This window comes from Streptomyces sp. NBC_00341 (assembly GCF_041435055.1).
GTDB lineage: Bacteria > Actinomycetota > Actinomycetes > Streptomycetales > Streptomycetaceae > Streptomyces.
Map to the genome: position 1 here is coordinate 1,521,885 of NZ_CP108002.1, position 24,969 is coordinate 1,546,853.

General features: G+C 68.2%; 22 protein-coding genes and 1 pseudogene. 5 read left to right on the top strand and 18 right to left on the bottom strand.

From position 1 onward, the window contains the following. Positions 1 to 37: 37 nt before the first annotated feature. The 6 genes from OG892_RS06750 to OG892_RS06775 form a co-directional block, all read right to left on the bottom strand. Entirely contained in the window at positions 38 to 643 is a 606-nt protein-coding gene (locus tag OG892_RS06750; RefSeq protein ID WP_371628686.1) for an IS5 family transposase, read from the bottom strand. Continuing rightward, the gene (locus OG892_RS06755; protein WP_371628687.1) at positions 568 to 813 is read right to left on the bottom strand and encodes a transposase; all 246 of its coding nucleotides are present in this window, start codon (positions 811 to 813) and stop codon (positions 568 to 570) included. The genes OG892_RS06750 and OG892_RS06755 overlap by 76 nt, the downstream gene beginning before the upstream one ends. Before the next feature lie 372 nt (positions 814 to 1,185). Beyond that, positions 1,186 to 1,314, bottom strand: coding sequence for a hypothetical protein (locus OG892_RS06760; protein ID WP_371628688.1), 129 nt, complete (start codon positions 1,312 to 1,314; stop codon positions 1,186 to 1,188). Between the two features lie 463 nt (positions 1,315 to 1,777). After that, the gene (locus OG892_RS06765) at positions 1,778 to 2,011 is read right to left on the bottom strand and encodes a hypothetical protein (protein ID WP_371628689.1); all 234 of its coding nucleotides are present in this window, start codon (positions 2,009 to 2,011) and stop codon (positions 1,778 to 1,780) included. A gap of 382 nt (positions 2,012 to 2,393) precedes the next feature. After that, positions 2,394 to 3,755 carry a Pup--protein ligase gene (gene pafA / locus OG892_RS06770; protein WP_024493415.1) on the bottom strand — a complete coding sequence of 454 codons (1,362 nt, stop codon included), beginning with the start codon at positions 3,753 to 3,755 and terminating at the stop codon, positions 2,394 to 2,396. A 9-nt stretch (positions 3,756 to 3,764) separates the two neighbouring features. Further along, positions 3,765 to 5,024 (bottom strand): MFS transporter, encoded by a 1,260-nt coding sequence (locus OG892_RS06775; RefSeq protein WP_371628690.1) that lies wholly within the window; start codon positions 5,022 to 5,024, stop codon positions 3,765 to 3,767. 132 nt (positions 5,025 to 5,156) lie between these two features. Here OG892_RS06775 and OG892_RS06780 point away from each other — a divergent pair, with 132 nt between their 5' ends. After that, positions 5,157 to 6,194, top strand: a complete 1,038-nt coding sequence (locus OG892_RS06780) for a LacI family DNA-binding transcriptional regulator (protein WP_371628691.1) — start codon at positions 5,157 to 5,159, stop codon at positions 6,192 to 6,194. 56 nt (positions 6,195 to 6,250) lie between these two features. On the opposite strand, the gene prcA is transcribed toward OG892_RS06780, so the two are convergent. The 6 genes and pseudogenes from prcA to arc all read right to left on the bottom strand — a co-directional run bounded on the left by prcA (position 6,251) and on the right by arc (position 12,177). Next, positions 6,251 to 7,153, bottom strand: coding sequence for a proteasome subunit alpha (prcA, locus tag OG892_RS06785; protein ID WP_079193561.1), 903 nt, complete (start codon positions 7,151 to 7,153; stop codon positions 6,251 to 6,253). Between the two features lie 58 nt (positions 7,154 to 7,211). Further along, positions 7,212 to 8,057, bottom strand: coding sequence for a proteasome subunit beta (gene prcB, locus OG892_RS06790; protein WP_073737390.1), 846 nt, complete (start codon positions 8,055 to 8,057; stop codon positions 7,212 to 7,214). Next, a pseudogene (locus tag OG892_RS06795) lies at positions 8,009 to 8,200 on the bottom strand (endonuclease VII domain-containing protein); the annotation flags it as partial. The gene prcB and the pseudogene OG892_RS06795, both read right to left, overlap by 49 nt. A gap of 120 nt (positions 8,201 to 8,320) precedes the next feature. Further along, positions 8,321 to 8,539 carry a ubiquitin-like protein Pup gene (locus tag OG892_RS06800; RefSeq protein ID WP_073737565.1) on the bottom strand — a complete coding sequence of 73 codons (219 nt, stop codon included), beginning with the start codon at positions 8,537 to 8,539 and terminating at the stop codon, positions 8,321 to 8,323. 120 nt (positions 8,540 to 8,659) lie between these two features. Continuing rightward, on the bottom strand, positions 8,660 to 10,171 hold the full coding sequence (gene dop, locus OG892_RS06805; protein WP_199884478.1) for a depupylase/deamidase Dop: 1,512 nt from the start codon (positions 10,169 to 10,171) through the stop codon (positions 8,660 to 8,662). A gap of 239 nt (positions 10,172 to 10,410) precedes the next feature. Further along, the gene (gene arc / locus OG892_RS06810; RefSeq protein WP_073737389.1) at positions 10,411 to 12,177 is read right to left on the bottom strand and encodes a proteasome ATPase; all 1,767 of its coding nucleotides are present in this window, start codon (positions 12,175 to 12,177) and stop codon (positions 10,411 to 10,413) included. Positions 12,178 to 12,418: 241 nt separating this feature from the next. Between arc and OG892_RS06815 the strand changes: the two genes are divergently transcribed. Continuing rightward, positions 12,419 to 12,730 (top strand): ferredoxin, encoded by a 312-nt coding sequence (locus tag OG892_RS06815; protein WP_073737388.1) that lies wholly within the window; start codon positions 12,419 to 12,421, stop codon positions 12,728 to 12,730. A gap of 42 nt (positions 12,731 to 12,772) precedes the next feature. On the opposite strand, the gene OG892_RS06820 is transcribed toward OG892_RS06815, so the two are convergent. The 3 genes from OG892_RS06820 to OG892_RS06830 form a co-directional block, all read right to left on the bottom strand. Next, a complete protein-coding gene (locus OG892_RS06820; RefSeq protein WP_371628692.1) occupies positions 12,773 to 13,381 on the bottom strand; it encodes a hypothetical protein in 609 nt (202 codons plus the stop codon). Between the two features lie 241 nt (positions 13,382 to 13,622). Next, a complete protein-coding gene (locus OG892_RS06825; protein ID WP_073737386.1) occupies positions 13,623 to 14,528 on the bottom strand; it encodes a tRNA (adenine-N1)-methyltransferase in 906 nt (301 codons plus the stop codon). A 60-nt stretch (positions 14,529 to 14,588) separates the two neighbouring features. Then, positions 14,589 to 15,839 carry a site-2 protease family protein gene (locus OG892_RS06830; RefSeq protein WP_371631588.1) on the bottom strand — a complete coding sequence of 417 codons (1,251 nt, stop codon included), beginning with the start codon at positions 15,837 to 15,839 and terminating at the stop codon, positions 14,589 to 14,591. Between the two features lie 171 nt (positions 15,840 to 16,010). On the opposite strand from OG892_RS06830, the gene OG892_RS06835 reads away from it, so the two are divergent. After that, positions 16,011 to 16,856 (top strand): PD-(D/E)XK nuclease family protein, encoded by an 846-nt coding sequence (locus tag OG892_RS06835; protein WP_242436801.1) that lies wholly within the window; start codon positions 16,011 to 16,013, stop codon positions 16,854 to 16,856. Between the two features lie 9 nt (positions 16,857 to 16,865). Next, a complete protein-coding gene (locus OG892_RS06840; protein WP_073737385.1) occupies positions 16,866 to 17,537 on the top strand; it encodes a response regulator transcription factor in 672 nt (223 codons plus the stop codon). Positions 17,538 to 17,585: 48 nt separating this feature from the next. Here OG892_RS06840 and OG892_RS06845 read toward each other — a convergent pair whose 3' ends face one another. From OG892_RS06845 to metH, 3 genes are all read right to left on the bottom strand, one after another. After that, entirely contained in the window at positions 17,586 to 19,187 is a 1,602-nt protein-coding gene (locus OG892_RS06845; RefSeq protein WP_371628693.1) for an ABC transporter substrate-binding protein, read from the bottom strand. 375 nt (positions 19,188 to 19,562) lie between these two features. Then, positions 19,563 to 20,264 (bottom strand): HAD family phosphatase, encoded by a 702-nt coding sequence (locus tag OG892_RS06850; protein ID WP_073737383.1) that lies wholly within the window; start codon positions 20,262 to 20,264, stop codon positions 19,563 to 19,565. Between the two features lie 120 nt (positions 20,265 to 20,384). Further along, positions 20,385 to 23,897, bottom strand: coding sequence for a methionine synthase (gene metH, locus OG892_RS06855; RefSeq protein ID WP_073737382.1), 3,513 nt, complete (start codon positions 23,895 to 23,897; stop codon positions 20,385 to 20,387). Between the two features lie 239 nt (positions 23,898 to 24,136). Here metH and OG892_RS06860 point away from each other — a divergent pair, with 239 nt between their 5' ends. Then, positions 24,137 to 24,901, top strand: coding sequence for an IclR family transcriptional regulator (locus tag OG892_RS06860; RefSeq protein WP_242436800.1), 765 nt, complete (start codon positions 24,137 to 24,139; stop codon positions 24,899 to 24,901). Positions 24,902 to 24,969: the final 68 nt, after the last annotated feature.

Sequence of the window (24,969 nt, forward strand, 5' to 3'; positions counted from 1 at the left end):
TCTGCATTGTTTCGTACTTGCACGCCACTAACAACGGCTAACACAATGAGTTGATCTGTCGGCGGGTGATCAGGCAGCAGGCGAGCTTGAGGAAGGCTTCGTGGATGTCGGCTCGGCGTTCCCAGCGGATGCGGAGGCGTTTGAAGCCATGGAGCCAGGCGAAGGTGCGTTCCACGACCCAGCGGTAGGTGCCCAGTCCAGTGCCGTGGAGGGTGCCGCGGCGGGCGATGGCCGGCACGATCCGGTGTTGGCGGACCTCGTCGCGGTAGATTTCGTGGTCGTATCCGCGGTCGGCGAAGAGGGAGTCGGGCTTGCGTCGTGGGTGACCGACCCCGCCTCTGACCGGCGGGATGGCGTCGATTAGAGGCAGTAACTGGGTGACGTCGTTGCGGTTGCCGCCGGTGAGGATCACGGCGAGCGGAGTGCCATGGCCGTCCGGATCAGGTGGTGTTTCGATCCGGATCGGGCACAATCGACCGGTCTCGGTCCCGTATGGCCCCCCTTTTACGGCTCGCACGTGGCTGGAATCGACGACGGCCCGCGACCAGTCGAGGCGGGCAGCCGCGTTCAGCTCGGCCAGAGCACTTCGTGCAAGCGCTGCCAGACGCCGGCCTCGTTCCAGTCCCGCAGCCGTCGCCAGCACGTCATGCCCGACCCGAATCCCAACTCCTTCGGCAGGAACTCCCATTGAATGTCCGTGTGGAGCACGAAGAGGTTGCCGCACAGCACCCCTCCCGGTCGGGCAGTAGCTTCCGGCCCGGGTGCCGGAACCGACGCTCCTTGCGCGGCAGGAGCGGCTCGATCCGCTCCCACAAGTCATCCGACACGATCCACGGCGAAGTCCCCCATGCACCGCCAACGCCCAAATCATGATGCGGACACGGCCACCAAGGCCCAGCCACCTCATTGTGTTAGCCGCTGTAACAACGAATAACACAATGACGCGCAGAGGTCCGTCCCTAGAGGTATCCCGGCCCACCGCTGTTGACGAACCGGTCAGGCCTGCTCTAGCAACTCCGGAAACTGCTGCAGGTCATCGGCCACGCGGTCGAGCTCAGGCTCGTCCAGCGATGCTGTTCGCGTCCGGTAGATCGCCCCGCCAGGGCCAGCGATGTGGGACTGGCCTCCTACGTTCGACCCAATGGCCAGACCGCAGGACTTCTGGTCCACGCCCATATCGACAGCTCAATACTCCTTGAGCTGCAGAAAAACATCCCCTGCAGGGGCGACGAAGTAGCCGTTGCCGACGTCCGCCCAAGTGACGTCACCAATGCTGTCGTAGAAAGTAACCAGGTCAGCAGGGGCGACACTCACTGGGACAAGCATGCGAGCGGTGGCCTGATCGTCGTGGCCGGCCGGACCACATTGGTCCCTGGTGCGAATCCGTGCTCGTGCTCGAACTCGTTGGTCATTGCCTTCAGGTCCTCAGATACCGTGCTCATCTACAAAGCCAACCAGGCGTACGAAAGCGAACGGTCACTCATGAGCGTGGATCATGAAATGCGCCGCAGCCATCTACGGGATGACCGACAATCTTGCTGGTGAAGGTTGGAGCACTGCCCTGAACAGTCGGTGGGTGATGAGGCAGCAGGCGAGTTTGAGGTTGGCTTCGTGGATGTCTGCTCGTCGTTCCCAGCGGATGCGGAGGCGTTTGAAGCCGTGGAGTCAGGCGGTTGGGTCGGCCGCGCAGTGAGGTGCTTGCCGTGGCAGGTCCTGTTCCGCGCGGCCTCCCGCCGAACCGAACATGAAGGATTCCTGTCATCCGGCTCTCCGGTGACTACTGCGTGAGTGGTCTGGTCGGCCCTTCCGAATGGATACGGTCGTGGCAGGTATCGCAGGCCACAACCGCTTTGCGGCGCCGGTGGAGCGTGGCGCGCGCCCAGTCGGAAGACTGCAATCCGGCATCTGCGAGAGCGCGGATGTGGTGCACTTGCACGTTGCCCTCGCTTCCCCAGATCTCGCACGTATCCGCCAGGAGTCTCGCGATGAGTTCATTCTGCGGATAGTCCACCCGGATCGGTTTACGATCGGCGAGTTCGGCCGCTCACTGCCGTCGGTCCGCCGCACCGTGCCACCAGGGACTTCGTGTCCTTCCGTTCGATTCAGCCCTCGAACAGACGCGGGATCCATTGGAGGTATCGATTCCGACCTTGTGCTTGGCGGCCATCTTCGGTACTGACGAACGGTGCCTTGCGGCAAGGGCCTTGGTCATGGATGTCTCCATGACCCGTTGCAGCCGGAAGAAATCTCCGGCGAGCAGGTAGTGCTGGGCCATGCCCCGGCAAACGGTCCCGAAACGTCGCCACGATCGCATGATCGCCGCTGTTGATCAAGGCCATGAGAGGTGCCCCCAGGACCGGCAAGTCCTGGGGGCCGTGGTGCGTGCCACCGGCTCACATACCCGCGATCAGCTTCTCCACTCGGTCGTCCACGGAACGGAACGGGTCCTTGCACAACACCGTGCGCTGCGCCTGGTCGTTGAGCTTGAGGTGGACCCAGTCGACGGTGAAGTCCCGGCGCTGCTCCTGGGCCCGCCGGATGAAGTCGCCGCGCAGCCGGGCCCTGGTGGTCTGCGGGGGCACCGACTTGCCCTCGAAGATCTTCAGGTCGTTGCAGATGCGGGCGGCCTGCCCCTTGCGCTCCAGCAGGTAGTACAGACCTCGGCGGCGATGGATGTCGTGGTAGGCGAGGTCTATCTGGGCGACCCGCGGATTCGACATGGTCATGTTGTGCTTGCCCCGGTACCGCTCGATGAGCTTGTACTTCATGACCCAGTCGATCTCGGTATCGATCCGGTCGAGGTCCTCGGCCTCGATCGCGTCCAGCGTGCGGCCCCACAGTTCGAGGACCTTCTCGACGTTGCCCGTGCGGATGCCTCGGCGGTCGACGAAGTCCACGGCCTTCTCGTAGTACTCGCGCTGCACCTCGATGGCGGATGCCTCGCGGCCGCTGGCCAGGCGCACCTTGCGCTGTCCCGTGATGTCGTGGCTGACCTCCCGGATCGCCCGGATCGGGTTCTCCAGCGTCAGATCCCGCATCACCGTGCCCGCCTCGATCATGCGGAGCACCAGATCGGTGGCGCCGACCTTGAGCAGCATGGTCGTCTCGGACATGTTGGAGTCACCGACGATGACGTGGAGGCGGCGGTACCGCTCCGCGTCCGCGTGCGGTTCGTCCCGGGTGTTGATGATCGGACGGGAGCGTGTCGTCGCGGAGCTGACGCCCTCCCAGATGTGCTCGGCACGCTGGCTGACGCAGTAGACGGCGCCCCGCGGGGTCTGCAGCACCTTGCCGGCGCCGCAGATCAGCTGCCTCGTGACGAGGAAGGGAATGAGGATGTCCGCGAGCCGGGAGAATTCTCCGTGCCGGGCCACGAGGTAGTTCTCATGGCATCCGTAGGAGTTTCCGGCCGAATCGGTGTTGTTCTTGAAGAGATAGACGTCGCCCGCGATTCCCTCCTCGTGCAGACGGCGTTCGGCGTCGACAAGCAGGCCTTCGAGAATGCGCTCGCCGGCCTTGTCGTGAGTGACCAGCTCGGTCAGGTTGTCGCATTCGGGGGTTGCATATTCCGGATGCGATCCCACGTCGAGGTAGAGGCGGGCGCCGTTCCGCAGAAAGACATTGCTGCTGCGGCCCCATGACACAACACGGCGGAAGAGGTAGCGCGCCACTTCATCAGGAGACAGTCGGCGCTGTCCCCTGAACGTGCACGTGACGCCGTACTCGTTCTCCAGCCCGAAAATGCGGCGGTCCATGACTGAACATTACGCCTGATGGCCCGAGCTGAAACCGGGTTCGACGGCACCGTTTCGATCATTTTCCGATCCTCGCACCGCGACAGCACTACGCCCGGGAGCTGCGAGGACCCTTCCGGTGGCCAGCAGAACCAGCAGCGCCGCCACTCCACCGGCCCCCGCCACCGCGAAGCTCCACGCCGTCCCGCCCAGTTCCACGGCCGGTCCCGCCACCGCCGTCCCGGCCGCCGCGCCCACCCCGAAGGTCGTCACCAGCCACGAAAAGGCCTCCGTCACCGTGCCCCTCGGAGCGTGCCGGTCGACGACGATGAACGAGCAGGCGATCGCGGGCGCCAGGAACACTCCCGCGACCCCGGCCAGCACGGTCATCGCCACCACACCAGGGGTCAGCGTCAGCGGCAGGTAGCCCAGCGCGAGCAGCGCCACGATCACCCGCAGCCGGCGCTCGGGCGGCCCCGACCACTGCCGCGCCCCGTAGGCCGCGCCGCCGATCAGCGCGCCGAGCCCCAGGGCGGCCATCAGCCAGCCGTAGACGGACTCCTGGCCCTGGTCGTCGGCATAGGCGACGCCCGCCACCGTGATGGAGCCCAGCGCCAGACCGACGAAGAAGAACGAGCCGAGCAGCGCCAGCAGCCCCGGCGAACGGAGCGCACCGAGCCAGTGCGCCTCGCGCGGCGCGGAGCGCCAGGTCCTGGACGGCTCGGACAGGACGACGGACAGCGCCCCCAGGACCCCTATCGCGTTGATCACGAGGAGTGCGGCTGCGGGCGACCAGAGGGAGACCAGCAGGGTCACCAGCAGCGGCCCCACCGTGAACATGACCTCCTGCGCGACCGCGTCCATGGCGTACGCCCGGTGCACCCGGTCCTCACTGCCGAGGACGCTCGGCCACAGGGCGCGCAGACCGCCCTCCAGGGGAGGTGTGGCCACGCCTGCGAGTGCCACGGCCCCGTAGGCGAGCGGCAGCGACCCGAAGCCCACCAGGGTGAGCAGGGCCATCCCGATGGCGGACAGGACGGCGGCGGGCAGTTGGACGCGCGGCTGGCCGTACAGATCCACGGCGCGGCCCAGCAGCGGCTGTCCGACCGCCGTGCCCAGCCCGTACACCGCGGCGAGCGCGCCCGCGAGCGCGTAGCTGCCGCCCTCCGCACGGGTGAACAGGACGATCGCGATGGGGGCGGTGCCGTTCGGCAGCCGCCCCACGAGGGTGCCGGTCAGCAGCCGGGCGGCATGCCGCGCCCGGAGGATGTCCAGATATCCCGCGGCCATGTCCCGCCCCTCTCCCCGGGACGCCTTCCGGCCACCCTAGGTGTTACGTATAACTTCCTGGATCATACGTACCATGTGACCAGCCCGCAGGTCCACCTCACGGCGCCTGCCCCGACCGGCCCGGAGGCCCGAGTGACCAGCCCAGCACAACCCGCCCCCTCCCGGCCCACCAGCCGTGACGTGGCACGGGCCGTCGGCGTCTCGCAGGCCACCGTCTCCCTGGTCCTCGGCGGCAAATGGCGCGGCCGGGTCTCCTCCGCCACCGCGGAGCGCGTGCGGGAGGCCGCCCACGAGCTCGGGTACCGGCCGAATCTCGCCGCCCGGAATCTGCGCCTGGGCCGCACCAGGACCGCCCTGCTCGTCGTCCCGGCCCTCACCAACGAGTTCTTCGCCCGGGTGTACACCGGGGCCGCCGCCGTCGCCGCCGAGCACGGCTTCGGCGTCGTCCTCTACCCCTCGCCCGACGGCACCGGCCCGGCCCGGGACCCCTTCGCCTCGGCCCGCGCCGCGCTCGACGGGGTCATCGCCTCATCGATGGCCGCCGACGCGCTGGGCGCCCTGCACGGGGCCGACCTGCCCCTGGTCATGCTCGACAGCGACCCCTCGGCCCCGGGTCCGGCGGCCCGCGTCAACCTCGACGTCGCCGACGGGATGCGTCAGGTGACGGAGCATCTGCTCGCCCTCGGCCACCGCCGCTTCGTCCATCTCGCCTCCGCCGTCGACACCTGGACGTTCGCGGTCCGCGCCGAAGCCGTCCGGGACACCCTGCGCGGCGTGCCCGGCACCGACGTACGCACCGTGCCGGCGGCGCTGGACGTACGGGCCGGCCACGCGGCCGCGGAACACGCACTGGCCCTTCCCGGCCCCCGGCCCACCGCCATCGTCTGCGACGACGACATCCTGGCCGCGGGCGCCTGCAAGGCGGCACGCCGGCTCGGACTGCGGGTACCGGACGACCTCTCCGTGACAGGCTTCGACGATCTGGCCCTGGCCACGGCCGTGGAGCCCGAACTCACCACGGTGCGGCTGCCCGCAGAACAGGTCGGTGAGCGCGGTATGAGCGCCCTGCTGGCCGTTCTGGACGGCCGCACGGCCGAGACCGGCAGCCTGCCGGTGCACCTGGTCGTCCGCGGCTCGTCCGCTCCCCCGCGCCCGGACCGGCCCGCATGACAGAGCCCCGGCCCGCCGGGGAGGCGGACCGGGGCAGAGCCCTACGGCGGAACGGACTACTCCACGTCCCCACCGGAATCGGTGGAGCCGGAGCCGGTCGAACCGGCCTCGGTCGAACCGGAATCCGCGGAATCGCCGGAGTCGGTAACGGCCTTCTTGCCGCTCGACTTGCCACTCGACTTGCCGGTGGCCGTCGCCGTGGTGCTGTCGTCGCCGTCCTCCGTGTCCGAGGGGGCGTCCGTCGGCGTCGAGCCGGCGCCGTCGGCCTCCAGCAGCCGCGCCAGCTGCCGGCCGACGATCCGCTTGAACTTGCGCTGCTGCGGCCTCGTACGGTCCAGGACCGCGACCTCAAGCCGGTCTGCGGGGATCTCCCGCTCACTGCCGTTGGGATCGCGGGACAGCGCCTGCACCGCCAGCTTCAGCGCCTCGGCCAGTGACATCCCGTCACGGTGCCGCTGGTCCAGGAAGGTGCTGATCTGCTCCGCGTTGCCACCGACGGCGACCGAGCCGTGCTCGTCCACGATCGAGCCGTCGTGCGGCAGCCGGTAGATCTGGTCACCGTCCGCCGCCGCGCCCACCTCGGCGACGACCAGCTCCACCTCGTACGGCTTCTCGGCCGCACTGGAGAAGATGGTGCCGAGCGTCTGCGCGTAGACATTCGCCAGTCCACGGGCCGTCACATCGTCACGGTCATAGGTGTATCCGCGCAGATCCGCATAGCGCACGCCGCCGATGCGGAGATTCTCGTACTCGTTGTACTTACCGGCGGCGGCGAAACCGATCCGGTCATAGATCTCGCTGAACTTGTGCAGCGCGCGGGACGGGTTCTCGCCGACGAACACAATGCCGTCGGTGTACTGCAGCACAACCAGGCTGCGACCACGGGCGATGCCCTTCCGGGCGTATTCCGCCCGGTCGGCCATGGCCTGCTGAGGTGAGACATAGAACGGCGTCGACACCGGCTATCCGTCCCTTTCTGTCAGTGACAAGAGCATCGAAGGAGCCTGGGCACGGGGGTCAGAGCAGCTCGGCGCGCGGGCCGTCGGGCTGTTCCATCCTTCGTTCCAGAACCGAGCGGGCGATGTCGGCGGATTCCGTCTCGGCCAGTTTCCGGAAACCCTCGTCGGTGATGACGGTGATGATCGGATAGATACGCCGGGCGACGTCGGGCCCACCGGTCGCCGAGTCGTCGTCCGCCGCGTCGTACAGCGCCTGCACGACCAGGGTGAGTGTCTGCTCCTGCGTCAGGTCCTCGCGGTAGAGCTTCTTCATCGAGGTGCGGGCGAAGATCGACCCGGAGCCCGTGGAGGCGTAGCCCTGCTCCTCGGAGCGGCCTCCGGTGACGTCGTACGAGAAGATCCGGCCCCGCTCGCGGTCGACGTCGTAGCCGGCGAAGAGCGGCACCACGGCGAGCCCCTGCATGGCCATCGCCAGATTGCTCCGGATCATCGTGGAGAGCCGGTTCGCCTTGCCCTCCAGGGAGAGCTGGGCACCCTCGACCTTCTCGAAGTGCTCCAGCTCCAACTGGAAGAGCTTGACCATCTCCACGGCCAGCCCCGCCGTACCGGCGATACCCACCGCCGAGTACTCGTCGGCCGGGAACACCTTCTGGATGTCGCGCTGCGCGATCATGCTGCCCATGGTCGCCCGCCGGTCACCGGCCAGCACCACGCCGCCGGGGAACGAAGCCGCAACGATGGTCGTCCCGTGCGGGGCCTCGATGGCCCCCTTCATGGGCGGCAGCTGCCGGTTACCCGGCAGCATCGCGGGCGACTGGTCGGTCAGGAAGTCCATGAAGGATGACGATCCCGGCGTCAGGAAGGCAGCTGGTAGACGCCCGGTGCTACGAGTGTTGGCTTCCACGCGTTTCCCTCCAGGTAAGCGATGGCCCTGCGCAAGGTGTCAGGATCATCCCCCAACTTGCCGATGGCCGAATTGCAGTTGAAGCACAGTACGCCTCGGACCCTACCCGTCTCGTGGCAGTGATCCACATGTACGGCGGGAGCAGCTGAACCGATGCGCCTGCCACCCGCCACGGGATGCCCTGCTGTCCGCAGAGGCACCCCGTGGTGGGGAACGTGGCTACGTGATCAGCTCTTCGAGCGGTTCACGTCGGGCACCGCGTCCTACTCGCCACCCTTTTGAACAAATGATCGAACGAAGTCCTCGGCATTGGCCTCGAGGACGTCATCGATCTCGTCGAGGACGTCGTCGACGTCGTCGCTCAGCTTCTCCTGTCGCTCCTGGAGGTCGTCGGAAGCCTGCGCGTCCTGTGCCTGCTCCTCGGTCCCCTCGGTGGAGCGCGTCGCCTTCTGCTGTCCGCCACCGGTGTCCTTGGTCGCCATATAGCTCACCCCGCTCGGTTCGAAGCACTTGATCAGACCCTACCTACGGGGTCCGACATTGGCCCGGTACTTGTCTCAACGTCCGGAGGTCATCGGAATGATTCCCAGCCGACGGCCCTTTCAGCCGCCCGCGAGCACCCGGACCAGCTCTTCCGCGGTACGACAGCGGTCCAGGAGGTCCTTGACGTGCTCACGGGTGCCCCGGAGCGGTTCCATTGTGGGTACCCGCTGCAGGGAGTCATGGCCCGGAAGATCGAAGATGACCGAATCCCAGGAGGCCGCCGCGACGTCGTCCGCGTACTGCTCCAGGCAGCGGCCGCGGAAATACGCCCTGGTGTCCTCCGGTGGCGCCGTACGGGCCTGCTCGACCTCGTTCTCGTCCAGCAGGCGGTTCATCCTGCCGCGGGCCGCCAGACGGTTGTACAGGCCCTTGTCGGGCCGTACGTCGGCGTACTGGAGGTCCACCAGGTGCAGGCGGGGCGCGTCCCAGTCGAGGCTGTCCCGGCGGCGGTAGCCTTCCATGAGCTCCCGCTTGGCGATCCAGTCCAGCTCGCGGGACAGGCTCATCGGATCGTTCTCCAGCCGGTTGAGCGTGTCCTCCCAGCGGATCAGGATGTCCTTGGTCTGCTCGTCGGCGTCCGCCCCGTACCGCTCCTCGACGTATTTGCGGCCGAGCTCGAAGTACTCCATCTGGAGCTGTACAGCGGTGAGTGTCCGTCCGCTGCGCAGAGTGACCAGCTGCTGGAGATCCGGGTCGTGGGACACCTGGTGCAGCGTGCGCACCGGCTGGTCGACGGCCAGGTCGACGTTGATGAAGCCGTCCTCGATCATGGAGAGGACCAGCGAGGTGGTGCCCAGCTTGAGATAGGTGGAGATCTCCGAGAGATTCGCGTCGCCGATGATCACATGCAGTCGGCGGTACTTCTCGGCGTCCGAGTGGGGTTCGTCGCGGGTGTTGATGATCGGCCGCTTGAGTGTGGTCTCCAGGCCGACCTCGACCTCGAAGTAGTCGGCGCGCTGGCTGATCTGGAAGCCGTGCTCGTGGCCGTCCTGGCCGATTCCGACCCGTCCGGCTCCGGTGACGACCTGGCGCGAGACGAAGAACGGGGTCAGGTGGCGCACGATGTCCGAGAACGGGGTCTCCCGCTTCATCAGGTAGTTCTCGTGCGTGCCGTACGAGGCGCCCTTGTTGTCGGTGTTGTTCTTGTAGAGGTGGATCGGCAGGGCGCCGGGCAGCTGGGCCGCGCGTTCGGCGGCCTCGGCCATGATGCGCTCGCCGGCCTTGTCCCAGAGGACCGCGTCCCTGGGGTTGGTGATCTCCGGGGAGCTGTACTCGGGGTGTGCGTGGTCGACGTAGAGCCGTGCCCCGTTGGTGAGGATGACATTGGCCAGGCCGATGTCCTCGTCCGTGAGCTGACTGGAGTCGGCGGTCTCGCGGGCGAGGTCGAAGCCTCGCGCGTCTCGCAGCGGGTTCTCCTCCTCGAAGTCCCAGCGGGCGCGGCGCGCCCGGTGCATCGCCGCCGCGTAGGCGTTGACGATCTGGGACGAGGTGAGCATGGCATTGGCGTTGGGATGGCCGGGCACGGAGATCCCGTACTCGGTCTCGATGCCCATTACTCGCCGTACGGTCATGCGGCCCTCCTTGCCCGGCGGCGCTCCCTTCCGGGAGCGGCGCTCAAGTACCGCTGCTTGTCCGGTGCGTGCGCGGTTCTGCCTGTACCCGCACTGCGCGACCGGGCGGTATGCATGAGCCTAGAGCGCCTCTGTGCTGGTGGGGAGATCAATTACGTCATTGCTGCGGTGTCGTCGCAGCTGTCCGGAAAGCAACCGGCTGCGGATGCCCGGCCGGGCATCCGCAGCCGGTCTGCGTTCTACAGGTACTGCCCGGTGTTCGCCACCGTGTCGATGGACCGCCCGGTGTCCGCGCCCTGCTTTCCGGTGACGAGTGTGCGGATGAAGACGATCCGCTCACCCTTCTTGCCGGAGATCCTGGCCCAGTCGTCCGGGTTGGTGGTGTTCGGCAGGTCCTCGTTCTCCTTGAACTCGTCCACACATGCCTGGAGGAGATGGGAGACGCGAAGGCCCTTCTGGCCCTGGTCGAGGAAGGCCTTGATGGCCATCTTCTTGGCCCGGTCGACGATGTTCTGGATCATCGCGCCGGAGTTGAAGTCCTTGAAGTACAGGACCTCCTTGTCGCCGTTGGCGTACGTCACCTCGAGGAAGCGGTTCTCCTCCGACTCGGTGTACATCCGCTCGACGACCGACTGGATCATGGCGTGCGCGGCGGCTTCCTTGGAGCCGGTGTGCTCGGCGAGGTCGTCGGCGTGCAGGGGCAGCGAGGGTGTGAGGTACTTCGCGAAGATGTCCTTCGCGGCCTCCGCGTCCGGACGCTCGATCTTGATCTTCACATCGAGGCGGCCGGGCCGCAGGATCGCGGGGTCGATCATGTCCTCGCGGTTGGAGGCGCCGATCACGATGACGTTCTCCAGGCCCTCGACGCCGTCGATCTCGGCGAGCAGCTGGGGGACGATGGTGTTCTCCACGTCCGAGCTGACGCCGGATCCCCGGGTACGGAAGAGCGACTCCATCTCGTCGAAGAAGACGATGACGGGGGTGCCCTCACTCGCCTTCTCGCGGGCACGCTGGAAGACCAGGCGGATGTGGCGCTCGGTCTCACCGACGTACTTGTTGAGGAGTTCGGGGCCCTTGATGTTGAGGAAGTAGCTCTTGCCGGCGGGCTGGCCGGTGACTTCGGCGACCTTCTTCGCGAGGGAGTTGGCGACGGCCTTGGCGATGAGCGTCTTGCCGCAGCCGGGCGGGCCGTAGAGCAGGATGCCCTTCGGTGGCCGCAGTTCGTGCTCCTTGAAGAGGTCCGGGTGCAGATAGGGGAGCTCGACCGCGTCGCGGATGAGCTCGATCTGGTCGCCCAGGCCGCCGATCTTGTTGTAGTCGATGTCCGGGACTTCTTCGAGGACGAGTTCTTCGACCTCGCTCTTGGGAACGACTTCGTAGACGTAGCCGGACCTGGGTTCGAGCAGCAGGGCGTCGCCGGGCCGGATGGTGATGTCCAGCAACGGCTCGGCGAGCCGCACCACCCGTTCCTCGTCGGTGTGCCCGACCACCAGGGCTCGTTCGCCGTCCTCAAGGATCTCCTTGAGGGTGACGATGTCCCCGGCCCGCTCGAATTCCATGGCGTCGACCACGTTGAGCGCTTCGTTGAGCATGACTTCCTGGCCGCGCCGGAGGTCTTCGAGCTCAACGCTGGGACTGACGTTCACCCGGAGCTTGCGGCCCCCGGTGAAGATGTCGCAGGTGCCGTCCTCGTTGGCCTGCAGGAACACACCGAAGCCGGCCGGTGGCTGTGCCAGCCGGTCGACCTCTTCCTTGAGGGCCACGATCTGGTCGCGGGCCTCGCGCAGTGTGCTGGCGAGCCGCTCGTTCTGAGCGGACACGCCTGCGAGGTTGGTCTGGAACTCGACGATCCGCTCTTCGAGAATCCTCGTATGACGCGGAGAGTCGGCGAGCTTACGTCGCAGGACGGCGATTTCCTGCTCAAGATAGGCGACCTGGCCGGCTGGGTCATCGGACCCCCGCCCGGGCCGGATGCCGCGGTTGGTGTCGTCGTCGTGGGCTGCCACGGTCCTCACCTCCTCCAAGGGGAGCTGGACGCTTCCTGACCCTACCTGGGTGGGTGATGATTGAAACCCCTAGATCACAAAGACTGTGAGGCGTGTCCGATCTTCACCCTTGCGCTCTCCCTCGTGTCAGGGGAATACCCACCCTTCAACATCGGAAAGCGGCCGGTTGTATCGTCGAAGTGTTCAACACCCGTCAGGGCTGGCTTTTTTTGGTTCGGATACGCAGGAAACGGCAGGCGAAATGACCGCGCAGCAGGACGCTCCCACCGGTGGCGACACGCAGGACCTGGAGGTCTGGATCGATCAGGACCTCTGCACGGGGGACGGCATCTGTGTGCAGTACGCGCCCGAGGTCTTCGAGCTGGACATCGACGGACTCGCCTATGTGAAGAGCGACGCGGACGAGCTGTTGCAGGACAAGGGGGCGACCACCCCGGTGCCGTTGCCGCTTCTCCAGGACGTGGTCGATTCGGCCAAGGAGTGTCCCGGCGACTGTATTCATGTACGACGCGTTTCGGACAGGGTCGAGGTCTTCGGTCCCGAGGCCGCCTGAACCGTCGGCCGTAGCGGCCGGCGGCTGCGGGAGGGGCGACCGTCAGGCGTTGCCGCCGGCCGAGCCGTCGGAGTCGTCGGAGTCGTCGGACAGGCTGTTGCGCACGAAGGCCCCGTTCTGCCACTGCCAGGTGACCTTCTCCTGCTTGTCGGGGCAGCAGGACGGGACCGAGGACGAGGAGTAGCCGAGGAGCGTCGCGGAGACGATGCCCTCACGCACGGTGAAGTCACCGACGCTCATCTTCTGGGCGGGGTCGACCAGGGTCGCGACGATCCTGGGTGCGGCCCCGCTCTCCTGTGTGAGGACGTAGACGCCACTGGGCGGTGTGCCCAGTCCGGCCGCGCAGTGGACCACCGCGACGGTTTCCGGGCGGCCGTCGCCGTCGAGGTCTCCGGGGGCCTCCTTGGCGACCGTGTTGCCGGTGTCGCCGCACTTCAGGGGGAACGCCGCGCGGGCGGGGTCGGGCGGGGCCACGGGGGCCGTGCCGTGCTGCACCGCGGTGCGGTGGGGCGTGGTGGAGGCAGAGGCGGCCGTGTCGGGCTGGAGCAGGCCGGCTGCCGCGACGACGGCGGCCATGGCAGCCGCGGTGGCGAGCCAGTGCAGCGTCGTGCTGTCGGTGTGCGCGAGGTCCGGGAGCGCGGAGGTCTGCACGCGGGATGTCTCCTGTGGTTCCTTTGGTGCGGAATGCCTGAGAGGCAGTGCCGTCGGCAGGGTGTCGGCGGCCGGGTGGCGAGTGGCCAGCATCGTGCCACACCTCACACATCAGCGGAACGGTGGGGTCCCGGGGATTGCCCGCCCGCGGTGCGCCGGTACCGGACACAACGAAGAGGCGCCGCCGCCGAGTTCCCGGGTCTGCCCGGGAACTCGGCGGCGGCGCGAACGCGTTGCCGGGTCAGCCGGCGGCGGTGCCGCTCTGGCTGCCGGGTCCGCTGTAGTCGTCGCCGTAGGCGCCCTTGGAGGGGCGGCGGCGGCGCGGCGGGGCCTGGACCCCGTCGGCCAGCCGGCGGGCGGTGACGAGGAAGCCGGTGTGGCCGATCATCCGGTGGTCCGGGCGGACGGCGAGGCCCTCGACATGCCAGTTGCGGATCATCGATTCCCAGGGCTGCGGTTCCGCGAAGCAGCCGATCTCACGGATGGACTCGACCGTGCGGGAGAGCTGGGTGGTGGTCGCCACGTACGCGCAGAGGATGCCGCCCGGGACGAGCGCCTTGGAGACGGCGTCCAGGCACTCCCAGGGCGCGAGCATGTCCAGGACGACGCGGTCGACGTCGGTCTCCGTCAGGTTGTCCTGGAGGTCTCCGACGGTGAGCTGCCAGGCGGGGTGCGGGCTGCCGAAGTAGCGCTCGACGTTCTGCTGGGCGATCTCGGCGAAGTCCTCGCGGCGCTCGTAGGAGTGCAGCATGCCCTGCTCACCGATGGCGCGGAGCAGGAAGGTGGAGAGGGCGCCGGATCCCACGCCGGCCTCCACGACGCGGGCGCCGGGGAAGATGTCGCCGAAGGCCAGGATCTGCCCCGCGTCCTTGGGGTAGACCACGGCGGCGCCGCGGGGCATGGACAGGACGTAGTCGGGGAGCAGGGGGCGCAGCGCGAGGTAGACGACGTTCCCCGTGGTGCGGACAACACTGCCTTCGGGAGCACCGATCAGCTCGTCGTGCGAGAAAGAACCCTTGTGGGTGTGGAAGTTCTTTCCGGCTTCGAGCGTGAAGGTGTAGTGGCGTCCCTTGGGATCGGTGAGCTGGACCTGGTCCCCGACCTTGAAGGGCCCACGTCGGCGGGCGGCACCGGTCGGTTCAGACATGTGACCAGCGTACCGGTGTTTCCGTGGGCTCCGACCGCGTGTCCGGGTGCGGGCGCGGGGTCAGGCGGCGGGTCGGGCCATGGCGGCGACGAATGCGCGTTCGACGTCGGCCGTGGACAGCACGCCGTAGATCTCACCGGTGTCCTCGACGACGAGGTACTCGGTGGCGGGGCTGGCCTTGAGCCGGTCCAGGAGGGCTTCGCCGGCGAGTTCGGCGGAGACCTTCATGCCGTCGGTGAGGTCCTGGGCCAGGCCGCTGACGGCGACCCAGGGGCGGCGGTGTTCGGGGACGGCGACGATGGCGGCCTCCCGGACGACGGCCTTGGGATCGCCGCTTCCGTCGACGACGACGAGGGCGCGGGCGCCCGCCTCGTTGGCGCGCCGCAGCGCCTCGGAGAGCGGGGTGGCGGCCTCGACCGGTACCGCGCGCCTGGTGAGGGCGCGGGCGCGCAGGTCGGGCAGGTGCTCGCGGAGCCGGGCCATGCGCAGGCTGTTGCCCGCTCCGGTCCAGATGATGGCGGCGAGGACCGCGGCGAGCAAGGCGTCGATGACGGTGTCCATGCCGCTGAGGCTGTCGGTGTCGTTGCCGAAGGACCCGGTGCGGGTGAGGAGGGGGAGGCCGATGAGGGTGCTGACGGCGAGGGCGCGGCCGACCCAGGCGGCGGCGACGGTGCCGCTCATCGGGCGGCCGGTGATCTTCCAGACGACGGCGCGGAGCATCCGGCCGCCGTCGAGCGGGAGGCCGGGCAGCAGGTTGAAGACGGCGACGATGAGGTTGGAGATCATCAGTCCGCCAAGGAGCACTCCGGGGACGGTGCCGCGTTCGACGAAGTTCAGCGGGATGTAGAAAAGACCGGCCAGGACGAGGGAGAGCAGCGGGCCGACGAAGGCGAGGACGAATTCGCGGCCGGGGGTCTCGGTTTCCTTCTCGATCTCGGAGACGCCGCCGAAGAACTGGAGCTGGATGCGGCGTACCGGCAGTTTGTAACGCAGTGCGACCACGGTGTGCGCGAGTTCGTGGACGAGCACGGAGGCGTAGAAGGCGATGGCGAAGAAGAGCGCGACGAGGTAGCGCGCCGCGCCGAGGCCGGGCAGCACCCGGTCGAGCTGGCCGCCGAAGACCCAGGTGATCAGGGCCGCGACGAGGAACCAGCTCGGTGCGACGTAGACGGGTACTCCGAAGGGGCGGCCCATCAGGATGCCGCCTCCGGGCTCTTCGCGGCGCGGCGGTTTGCCCTTGCCGGGGCCGGCGGCGGGGTCCGATCCCCCTTCGCCGGGCTGCGGCCGCCCGCTGTTGCCGCTCTCGTCCACGAGGTCCCTTCGGTCGGTGCCGTCCGGCACGATCATGCAGTGTTCGGGGGTCTGTGGTCGATGGTATGCCGGTTGTTGTCAGTGGCGGGTCGTAGGGTCTTCGTCATGACCTCAGTGCCGCGGCCGCCTCAGCCGCCCTCGTCCCTTTCGCCGTCGCGGGCGAGCGACTTCATGCAGTGTCCCCTGCTGTACCGCTTCCGGGTCATCGACAAGCTGCCGCAGAAGCCCAGTGAGGCGGCTACCCGGGGCACGCTGGTCCATGCGGTGCTGGAGCGGCTGTTCGACAATCCGGCGACGGAGCGGACGGCCGGCCGGGCCACGGCGCTGATCCCCGGCCAGTGGGACCGGCTGCTGGAGTCGAAGCCTGAGCTGTCGGAGCTGTTCGCGGAGGATCCGCGGGGTGAGCGGCTGTCGCGGTGGCTGTCGGAGGCGGAGCGGCTCGTGGAGCGCTGGTTCTCGCTGGAGGATCCGACGCGGCTGGAGCCGGCCGAGCGGGAGCTCTTCGTCGAGACGGAGCTGGACTCCGGGCTGCGGCTGCGCGGGGTGATCGACCGGATCGACGTGACACCGGCCGGTGATGTCCGGATCGTCGACTACAAGACGGGGAAGGCGCCGCGTCCGGAGTACGCGGAGGGTGCCCTCTTCCAGATGAAGTTCTACGCGCTGGTCATCTGGCGGCTGAAGGGTGTGGTGCCGCGCCGCCTGCAGCTGGTGTACCTCGGCAGTGGGGACGTGCTGACGTACGACCCGGTGGTGGCGGATCTGGAGCGGGTGGAGCGCAAGCTGCTGGCCCTCTGGGAGGCGATCTCGCTGGCCACGGAGACCGGTGAGTGGCGGCCGCGGCCGACGAAGCTGTGCGGCTGGTGCGACCACCAGGCGCTCTGTCCCGAATTCGGTGGTACTCCCCCGGTCTATCCGCTGTCGGTACGCCCGGCGGAGCCCGATCAGGACGTCCAGGGCAGAATGGACCCGGTCCGCGCTGAGGCCGGCCGGCCTGTGGCCCTCGAAGGACCTTAAGGAGACTCCGTGGCGATCCGCGTCCTACTGGTTGATGACCAACCCCTGCTGCGCACCGGCTTCCGGATGATTCTGGAGGCTGAGGGTGATCTCGCGGTGGTGGGTGAGGCCGGTGACGGTCTCCAGGCTATCGACCAGGTGCGGGCGCTGCAGCCCGATGTGGTGCTGATGGACATCCGGATGCCGCGGATGGACGGTGTGGAGGCGACGCGCCAGATCAGCGGCCCCGGCAAGGACGGTCCGGCGAAGGTGCTGGTGCTCACGACGTTCGATCTCGACGAGTACGTGGTGGAGGCGCTGCGCGCGGGTGCCAGTGGTTTCCTGCTGAAGGACGCCCCGGCCAATGAGCTGGTGCAGGCGATCCGGGTGGTCGCGGGCGGCGAGGCGATGCTCGCCCCGAGTATCACGCGCCGGCTGCTGGACAAGTACGCGGACCATCTGCCGTCCGGCGAGGAGCCGGTTCCGGACACCCTCAACACGTTGACGGACCGCGAGGTGGAGGTCCTGAAGCTGGTGGCGCGCGGCCTGTCCAATGCCGAGATCGCCGCCGACCTCTTCGTCAGTGAGACGACGGTCAAGACGCATGTGGGCCATGTGCTGACGAAGCTGGGACTGCGTGACCGGGTGCAGGCGGCGGTGTACGCCTACGAGAGCGGGCTGGTGCGTCCCGGCGCCCAGTGACCCCGCCGGACGACCGCCGGGGGTTGGATCCGGGGCACGGTCCGGGGCTCAGTCGGTGCCGCGGCCCAGTTCCCAGAGCTGGAGGTCGGCGGAGGAGTTGACCGCCCACTCCACGCCGGTGAGGCCGTCGAGGGAGGCGACGTACTGCTTCCCCTGCCAGACGGGGAGGACCGGGACGTCCTCCGCGACGATGTCCTGGAGCTGCTTGAAGGTCTTGGCGGCGACGCTGCGGTCGGCCTCGCGGCGGGACTGCGGGATGAGCGTCTTCCGGGCGAGAGCCGACTTGTAGGGCGAGTTGAGGAAGTTGTTCCTGTCGAGGAACGGCGCCGTGTAGTTGTCCGGGTCCGGGAAGTCGGGGAACCAGCCCATGCCGTAGACGGCGTACTCGCCGCGCAGTTCGGCCGGGCGGTACTTCTCCCAGGGGGTGCCCTCGACGGTCACGTCGAACAGGCCCGTGCCGTTGAGCTGCTCGCGCAGGGTCCTGAACTCGGCCGCGGTGGCGTCGCCGTAGTGGTCGGTCGTGTAGTGCAGGGTGAACTTCACCGGGGTGCGGATCCCGGCATCGCGCAGGATCGCGGCGGCCTTGGCCGTGCTGGGCTCGCCGTACTTGTTGAAGAACGAGTTGGTGTGTCCGGCGATGCTGGACGGGATCAGCGAGTACAGCGGTTCGGCCGTGGTGCCGTACACCTCGCTCGCGATCTGGCCCCGGTCGATGACCTGGGCCATGGCCTGGCGGACCGCTTTGTTCTTCACGGCGGGGTTTTCGGTGTCGAATCCGAGGTAGCTGATGGCGAGGCCGGGCATCTCGGTCAGCTTGATGCCGTCCCGGGGGTGCTCCAGCATCTTCTGCGACTGCTCGGGCGACATGGTGCGGGTCATCATGTCGATCTTCTTGTCGTCGAGCGCCCTGCCCATGGCGGTGGCGTCGGGGAAGAGATCGAGTTCCACCTTGTCGTTCAGCACCTTGAGATCCCCCTTGTAATGGGGATTCTTCGTGAAGACGACTTTCACAACCTGATCGTTCTTCACTTCCGGCTTCATCGTGTACGGTCCCGAGCCGTCCACCTGGAATCCGTCGCGCGGGGAGCCCGCCGGGTATTTGGCGGGCTGGATTATTCCGGCGGGCGGGGTGGCGAGCTTGTAGGGGAAGGTCGCGTCCGAGGTCCGGAGATGGAATATGACCTCGCGCTCGCCCTTGGTCTCGACGGTGTCGATGTTGTCGAGGAGCGCGACGGGTCCATTGGTGGACTTGATGCGGATGACGCGGTCGATGGAGTACTTGACGTCCTCCGCGGTGACCGCGCTGCCGTCGGCGAATTCGAGGCCGCTGCGCAGCTTGCAGCGGTAGCTCTCGTTCTCCGTGTCGGTGAAGGTGCAGCTCTCGGCGGCCTCCGGTACCGGCTCGCCGCCGCCGCGCGGGACGTGCATCAGGGTCTGCACGGTCTGCCGCAGCACGTTCCAGACGCCGGCCTCGTAGCCGATGGCGGGGTCGAGCGGTGCGGGGGCGTCCTTCGAGCCGACGAACCGGTCCGTGGTGCCGACAACGATGGCGCCGCTGCCATCGCTCCCACCGTCCGACGCGCCGCAGGCGGCGAGTACGGGCGCGAGCAGGCCGACCACGGCCGGCAGCACCAGTGTCTTGCGGTTCATCGTGGACGTTCTCCCTCATCCGGTCATGGAGAAAACGACATTAGTAGGCGTCATCGGCAATGCCGGACCGGAGCCGTCCGATACGTAATCAGGTGGTCACGGGCATGCGGGGAGCACAGTTTCCCGGATGCCGGAATGATTCGTACAGGGATTCATGAACCAGGACACTTGGGTACGCCAAAACGGACAGCCAGGTGAATCTCCCGAACACATTACCGGCCATTCGGGTGACGAAGGTCACTTCAATGGAAACAGGGTGAGCGGTTCCAGGTATTGACATGCACTCGACTTGCTTACACGTGAGTGCGACAGGAACTGCACGTCCCGTACCGAGAGATTCTCCATTCATTCACAGAAATACTCTCGGTGTACGGCTCAACGCATTCCCGTGACCAGGCCCCTGAGAAATGCGAGGTCGACTTCTTCGAGGGAACTCACGACGACCCGGCCGGGGGCGGGGGCGATCGGTGACACCGACGGCACGGCGACCACCCGGCACCCGGCGGCCTCCGCCGCGGCCACCCCGGTCGCGGTGTCCTCGATGACCGCGCAGAGCCGGGGATCGGCCCCGAAGCCGCGCGCGGCGGTGAGATACGGCTCCGGGTGCGGCTTCGTCCGGGTGACCTCGTCGCCCGCGACGGTCAGCCCGAAGTGATGGTGGCCCACCGAGTCCAGCACCCGGTCGATGATCCGCCGGTGCGAGGCCGAGACCAGGGCGGTGGGGATCCGGTGCCGGCCCAGCTCGGCCAGCAGCCGGGCCGCTCCGGGCATCAGCGGCGCACCGAGGCCGATGCGCTTCTCGAAACGGTCGTTGAGCAGCACGGTCAGCTCGGGAAGTGTGATGTCGGCGCCCGTGGACTCGATCAGGTATCCGGCGCTGCGGGTCATCGGGCCGCCGACGACCACCTCACGCCACGCCTCGTCCAGGGTGTGCCCGAGGTCGGCGAAGACCTCCTTCTCGACGTCCCACCAGAAGCCCTCGGTGTCGACCAGGGTGCCGTCCATGTCGAGAAGCACGGCCTGCAGGGCCGCACCCTCGGCCGTACGGGTCAAGGACGCGGGAATCGTACTGGTCATCCGGCACACCTTTCATGAGGGGCGAGAAGGCCGGCCACCGTTCCCCTGAGGGACGGTGACCGGCCTGCACTGGACCGACCAGTGTACGACTCGTCCGGCTACCACGCGTTGAACGGAGCCCTACCGCGCGTTGAAGTACTTCGCCTCCGGGTGGTGGATGACGATCGCGTCGGTGGACTGCTCCGGGTGCAGCTGGAACTCCTCGGAGAGGTGCACGCCGATCCGCTCGGGCTGGAGCAGGTCCGCGATCTTCGCCCGGTCCTCCAGGTCGGGGCAGGCGCCGTAGCCGAGGGAGAAGCGCGCGCCCCGGTACTTCAGCGCGAACATGTCCTCGACGTCGGCCGGGTCCTCCCCGGCGAAGCCCAGCTCCGAGCGGACCCGGGCGTGCCAGTACTCGGCGAGCGCCTCGGCCAGCTGGACGGAGAGCCCGTGCAGTTCCAGGTAGTCGCGGTAGGCGTTGGCCTCGAAGAGCTTGGCGGTCTCGCCGCCGATCCGCGATCCGACGGTGACGACCTGGAGGCCGATCACGTCCGTCTCGCCGGACTCCTCCGGGCGGAAGAAGTCGGCGAGGCAGAGGCGGCGGCCGCGGCGCTGGCGCGGGAAGGTGAAACGGGTGCGCTCCGAGCCGTCCTCGTGGAGCAGGATCAGGTCGTCGCCCTTGGAGACGCAGGGGAAGTAGCCGTAGACGACGGCGGCCTCCAGCAGGTTCTCGGTGTGCAGCTTGTCGAGCCAGCCGCGCAGGTGCGGGCGGCCCTCGGTCTCGACCAGTTCCTCGTACGTCGGTCCGTCACCGGCGCGGGCCTGCTTGAGGCCCCACTGCCCCTTGAAGAGGGCGCCCTCGTCGAGCCAGGAGGCGTACTCCTTGAGCTGGATGCCCTTGATGACCCGGGTGCCCCAGAACGGCGGGGTGGGCACCGGGTTGTCGACGGACACGTCGGAGCGGACACCCTCCTCCGGCTCCTCGACCTCCAGCACCGCGGTCTCCCGCTTGGGCACGCGCCGCTGCTTGAGTTCGGGGAGGGTGGCGCCGGGGACGCCGCGCTTGACCCCGATGAGGGCGTCCATCAGGCGCAGCCCCTCGAAGGCGTCGCGGGCGTAGCGGACCTCGCCCTCGTAGATCTCGTGCAGATCCTGCTCGACGTAGGCGCGGGTGAGGGCCGCGCCGCCGAGGATGACGGGGTACTCGGCGGCCAGCTTGCGCTGGTTGAGCTCCTGGAGGTTCTCCTTCATGATCACGGTGGACTTGACCAGGAGACCGGACATGCCGATGACGTCGGCGCGATTCTCCTCTGCGGCTTCCAGGATCGCGGAGACGGGCTGCTTGATGCCGATGTTGACGACGTTGTAGCCGTTGTTGGACAGGATGATGTCGACGAGATTCTTGCCGATGTCGTGGACGTCGCCGCGGACGGTGGCCAGCACGATGGTGCCCTTGCCCTCGGCGTCCGACTTCTCCATGTGCGGTTCCAGGTGGGCCACCGCGCTCTTCATGACCTCGGCGGACTGGAGCACGAACGGCAGCTGCATCTGCCCGGAGCCGAACAGCTCACCGACGACCTTCATGCCCTCCAGCAGGGTGTCGTTGACGATGTCGAGAGCGGGACGGGTCTGCAGGGCCTCGTCGAGGTCGGTCTCCAGGCCCTTCTTCTCGCCGTCGATGATCCGGCGCTGGAGACGCTCGTCCAGCGGCAGGGCGAGGAGTTCCTCGGCCTTGCCCGCCTTCATCGACTTCATGTTGACGCCCTCGAAGAGCTCCATGAGCTTCTGCAGCGGGTCGTAGCCCTCGGCGCGGCGGTCGTAGATCAGGTCGTGAGCTGCCTTGAACTGCTCCTCGTCCAGCCGGGCGATCGGCAGGATCTTCGACGCGTGCACGATCGCGGAATCGAGTCCGGCCTTCACGCACTCGTCGAGGAAGACCGAGTTCAGGACGACGCGGGCGGCCGGGTTGAGACCGAAGGAGATGTTGGACAGGCCCAGCGTCGTCTGCACGTCGGGGTGGCGCTTCTTGAGCTCACGGATCGCCCCGATCGTCGCGATGCCGTCGCCCCGCGACTCCTCCTGCCCGGTGCAGATGGTGAAGGTGAGGCAGTCGATGAGGATGTCCGACTCCTGGATGCCCCAGTTGCCGGTCAGATCCGCGATGAGCCGCTCCGCGATGGCGACCTTGTGCTCGACGGTACGGGCCTGGCCCTCCTCGTCGATGGTCAGCGCGATCAGCGCGGCGCCGTGCTCGGCGGCCAGCTGCGTGACCTTCACGAACCGCGACTCGGGCCCGTCACCGTCCTCGTAGTTCACCGAGTTCAGCACCGCACGGCCGCCGAGCTTCTCCAGACCGGCCCGCAGCACCGGCAGCTCCGTGGAGTCCAGCACGATCGGCAGGGTGGAGGCGGTCGCGAACCGGCCGGCCAGCTCCTCCATGTCCGCGACCCCGTCGCGGCCGACGTAGTCGACGCAGAGGTCGAGCATGTGCGCGCCCTCGCGGATCTGGTCGCGGGCCATCTCCACGCAGTCGTCCCAGCGGGCCTCCAGCATCGCCTCGCGGAACTTCTTCGACCCGTTGGCATTCGTCCGCTCACCGATCGCCAGGTACGAGGTGTCCTGCCGGAACGGCACCGTCTGGTAGAGCGAGGCGGCGCCGGGCTCGGGGCGCGGGTCGCGGACGGCGGGGGTGAGGTCACGGGCCCGGTCGACGACCTGGCGCAGGTGCTCCGGCGTCGTACCGCAGCACCCGCCGATCAGGGACAGACCGTAGTCGGTCACGAAGGCTTCCTGCGCGTCCGCCAGACCCTCGGGGCCGAGCGGGAAGTGCGCGCCGTCCTTGGTCAGCACGGGCAGGCCCGCGTTCGGCATGCACATCAGCGGGGTACGCGAGTGCCGGGCCAGATAGCGCAGGTGCTCGCTCATCTCGGCCGGGCCCGTCGAGCAGTTCAGGCCGATCAGGTCGATACCCAGCGGCTCCAGAGCCGTCAGGGCGGCGCCGATCTCCGAGCCGAGCAGCATGACGCCGGTCGTCTCGAAGGCGAGCGAGCAGATCAGCGGCACGTCGACGCCCAGGGCGTCCATCGCCCGGCGCGCGCCGATCAGGCTGGACTTGGTCTGCAGCAGGTCCTGCGTGGTCTCCACGATCAGGGCATCCGCGCCGCCGGCGAGCAGGCCCTCGGCGTTCTTCTGGTAGCCGTCGCGCAGCACGTCGTACGCGATGTGGCCGAGCGAGGGCAGCTTGGTGCCGGGGCCCACCGAGCCGAGGACCCAGCGCTGGCGGCCGTCCTTGGCCGCGAACTCGTCGGCGACCTCGCGGGCGATGCGGGCGCCCGACTCGGACAGTTCGTGGATGCGGTCGGCGATCTCGTACTCGTTCGCCGCCGAGTGGTTCGCGCCGAAGGTGTTCGTCTCCACGCAGTCCACGCCGACCGCGAAGTACTCCTCGTGCACCGAACGCACGATGTCCGGCCGGGTGAGATTCAGGATCTCGTTGCAGCCTTCGAGGTTCTCGAAGTCCTCGAGCGTGGGGTCCTGGGCCTGGAGCATGGTGCCCATCGCGCCATCGGCCACCACCACCCGGGTGGCGAGCGCTTCACGGAGTGCTGCGGATCGGGTCCTGCTGTCGGCGGAAGGGGTCGGCGACGGGGCCATGGATGTACTCCCTGGGATGCGACGGCTGTCGGCTTTGCGGCTTCGGCGGAAGGCGCACCTGGCCAGCCTAGCCGGGCGGCGTCCTGAGCCGTCACTCTGTCCCACGAATCGGACGGCATGCTGTTCCGGGGGCTGTCCGGACCGGCGGGGTGCCGCAGACTTCTCCTGCGATCGAGCACGGGTCGGCATCGACCGATAGTGTTCAGCATTGTCGAACCACAGTGGAGGAGTACGGCGCGATGGCCAAGAACATCCAGTCGCTGGAGCGGGCGGCCGCGATGCTGCGACTGCTGGCGGGCGGCGAGCGGCGACTGGGACTCTCCGACATCGCCTCCTCGCTGGGCCTGGCCAAGGGCACCGCCCACGGCATCCTGCGCACGCTCCAGCACGAGGGCTTCGTCGAACAGGACGACACCTCCGGCCGCTACCAGCTCGGCGCCGAGCTGCTGCGCCTGGGCAACAGCTATCTGGACGTCCACGAGCTGCGGTCCCGCGCGCTGGTCTGGACGGACGACCTGGCCCGGTCCAGCGGTGAAAGCACCCATCTGGGCGTACTGCACCAGCGTGGCGTCCTCATCGTCCACCACGTCTTCCGGCCCGACGACAGCCGGCAGGTCCTGGAGGTCGGGGCCATGCAGCCGCTGCACTCCACGGCCCTGGGCAAGGTGCTGGCCGCCTACGACCCGGTGGCGCACACGGAGGCCATGGAGGCCGAACGGCAGTCGTTCACGCCCCGCACCGTCACCGATCCGCAGGAGTTCGAGTCGATGCTCGACCTGATCCGCGCGCGCGGCTGGGCGGCCGACATGGAGGAGACGTGGGAGGGCGTGGCCGCGGTGGCCGCCCCCATCCACGACCGGCGCCGGATGCCGGTCGGCGCCGTGGCCGTGACCGGTGCGGTGGAGCGGGTCTGCGTGGACGGCGGACTCAGGCCCGACCTGGTCGCCGCGGTACGCGACTGCGCCCGCGCGGTCTCCCGGGATCTGGGCGCCAGGCGCTTCTGAGCTCCGTAAGGAATCATCGGATATGGGTCCCACGATCGAGTTGTAGGCCACAGACCCCTTGACGCCCC

Bases quoted from the DNA above. Each gene is read 5' to 3' on its own strand.
- pafA (WP_024493415.1), bottom strand. From the start codon at position 3,755: ATGGACCGCCGCATTTTCGGGCTGGAGAACGAGTACGGCGTCACGTGC.
- OG892_RS06775 (WP_371628690.1), bottom strand. From the start codon at position 5,024: ATGGCCGCGGGATATCTGGACATCCTCCGGGCGCGGCATGCCGCCCGG.
- OG892_RS06800 (WP_073737565.1), bottom strand. From the start codon at position 8,539: ATGGCGACCAAGGACACCGGTGGCGGACAGCAGAAGGCGACGCGCTCC.
- dop (WP_199884478.1), bottom strand. From the start codon at position 10,171: ATGACCGTACGGCGAGTAATGGGCATCGAGACCGAGTACGGGATCTCC.
- OG892_RS06815 (WP_073737388.1), top strand. From the start codon at position 12,419: ATGACCGCGCAGCAGGACGCTCCCACCGGTGGCGACACGCAGGACCTG.
- OG892_RS06825 (WP_073737386.1), bottom strand. From the start codon at position 14,528: ATGTCTGAACCGACCGGTGCCGCCCGCCGACGTGGGCCCTTCAAGGTC.
- OG892_RS06835 (WP_242436801.1), top strand. From the start codon at position 16,011: ATGCAGTGTCCCCTGCTGTACCGCTTCCGGGTCATCGACAAGCTGCCG.
- OG892_RS06845 (WP_371628693.1), bottom strand. From the start codon at position 19,187: ATGAACCGCAAGACACTGGTGCTGCCGGCCGTGGTCGGCCTGCTCGCG.
- OG892_RS06850 (WP_073737383.1), bottom strand. From the start codon at position 20,264: ATGACCAGTACGATTCCCGCGTCCTTGACCCGTACGGCCGAGGGTGCG.
- metH (WP_073737382.1), bottom strand. From the start codon at position 23,897: ATGGCCCCGTCGCCGACCCCTTCCGCCGACAGCAGGACCCGATCCGCA.
- OG892_RS06860 (WP_242436800.1), top strand. From the start codon at position 24,137: ATGGCCAAGAACATCCAGTCGCTGGAGCGGGCGGCCGCGATGCTGCGA.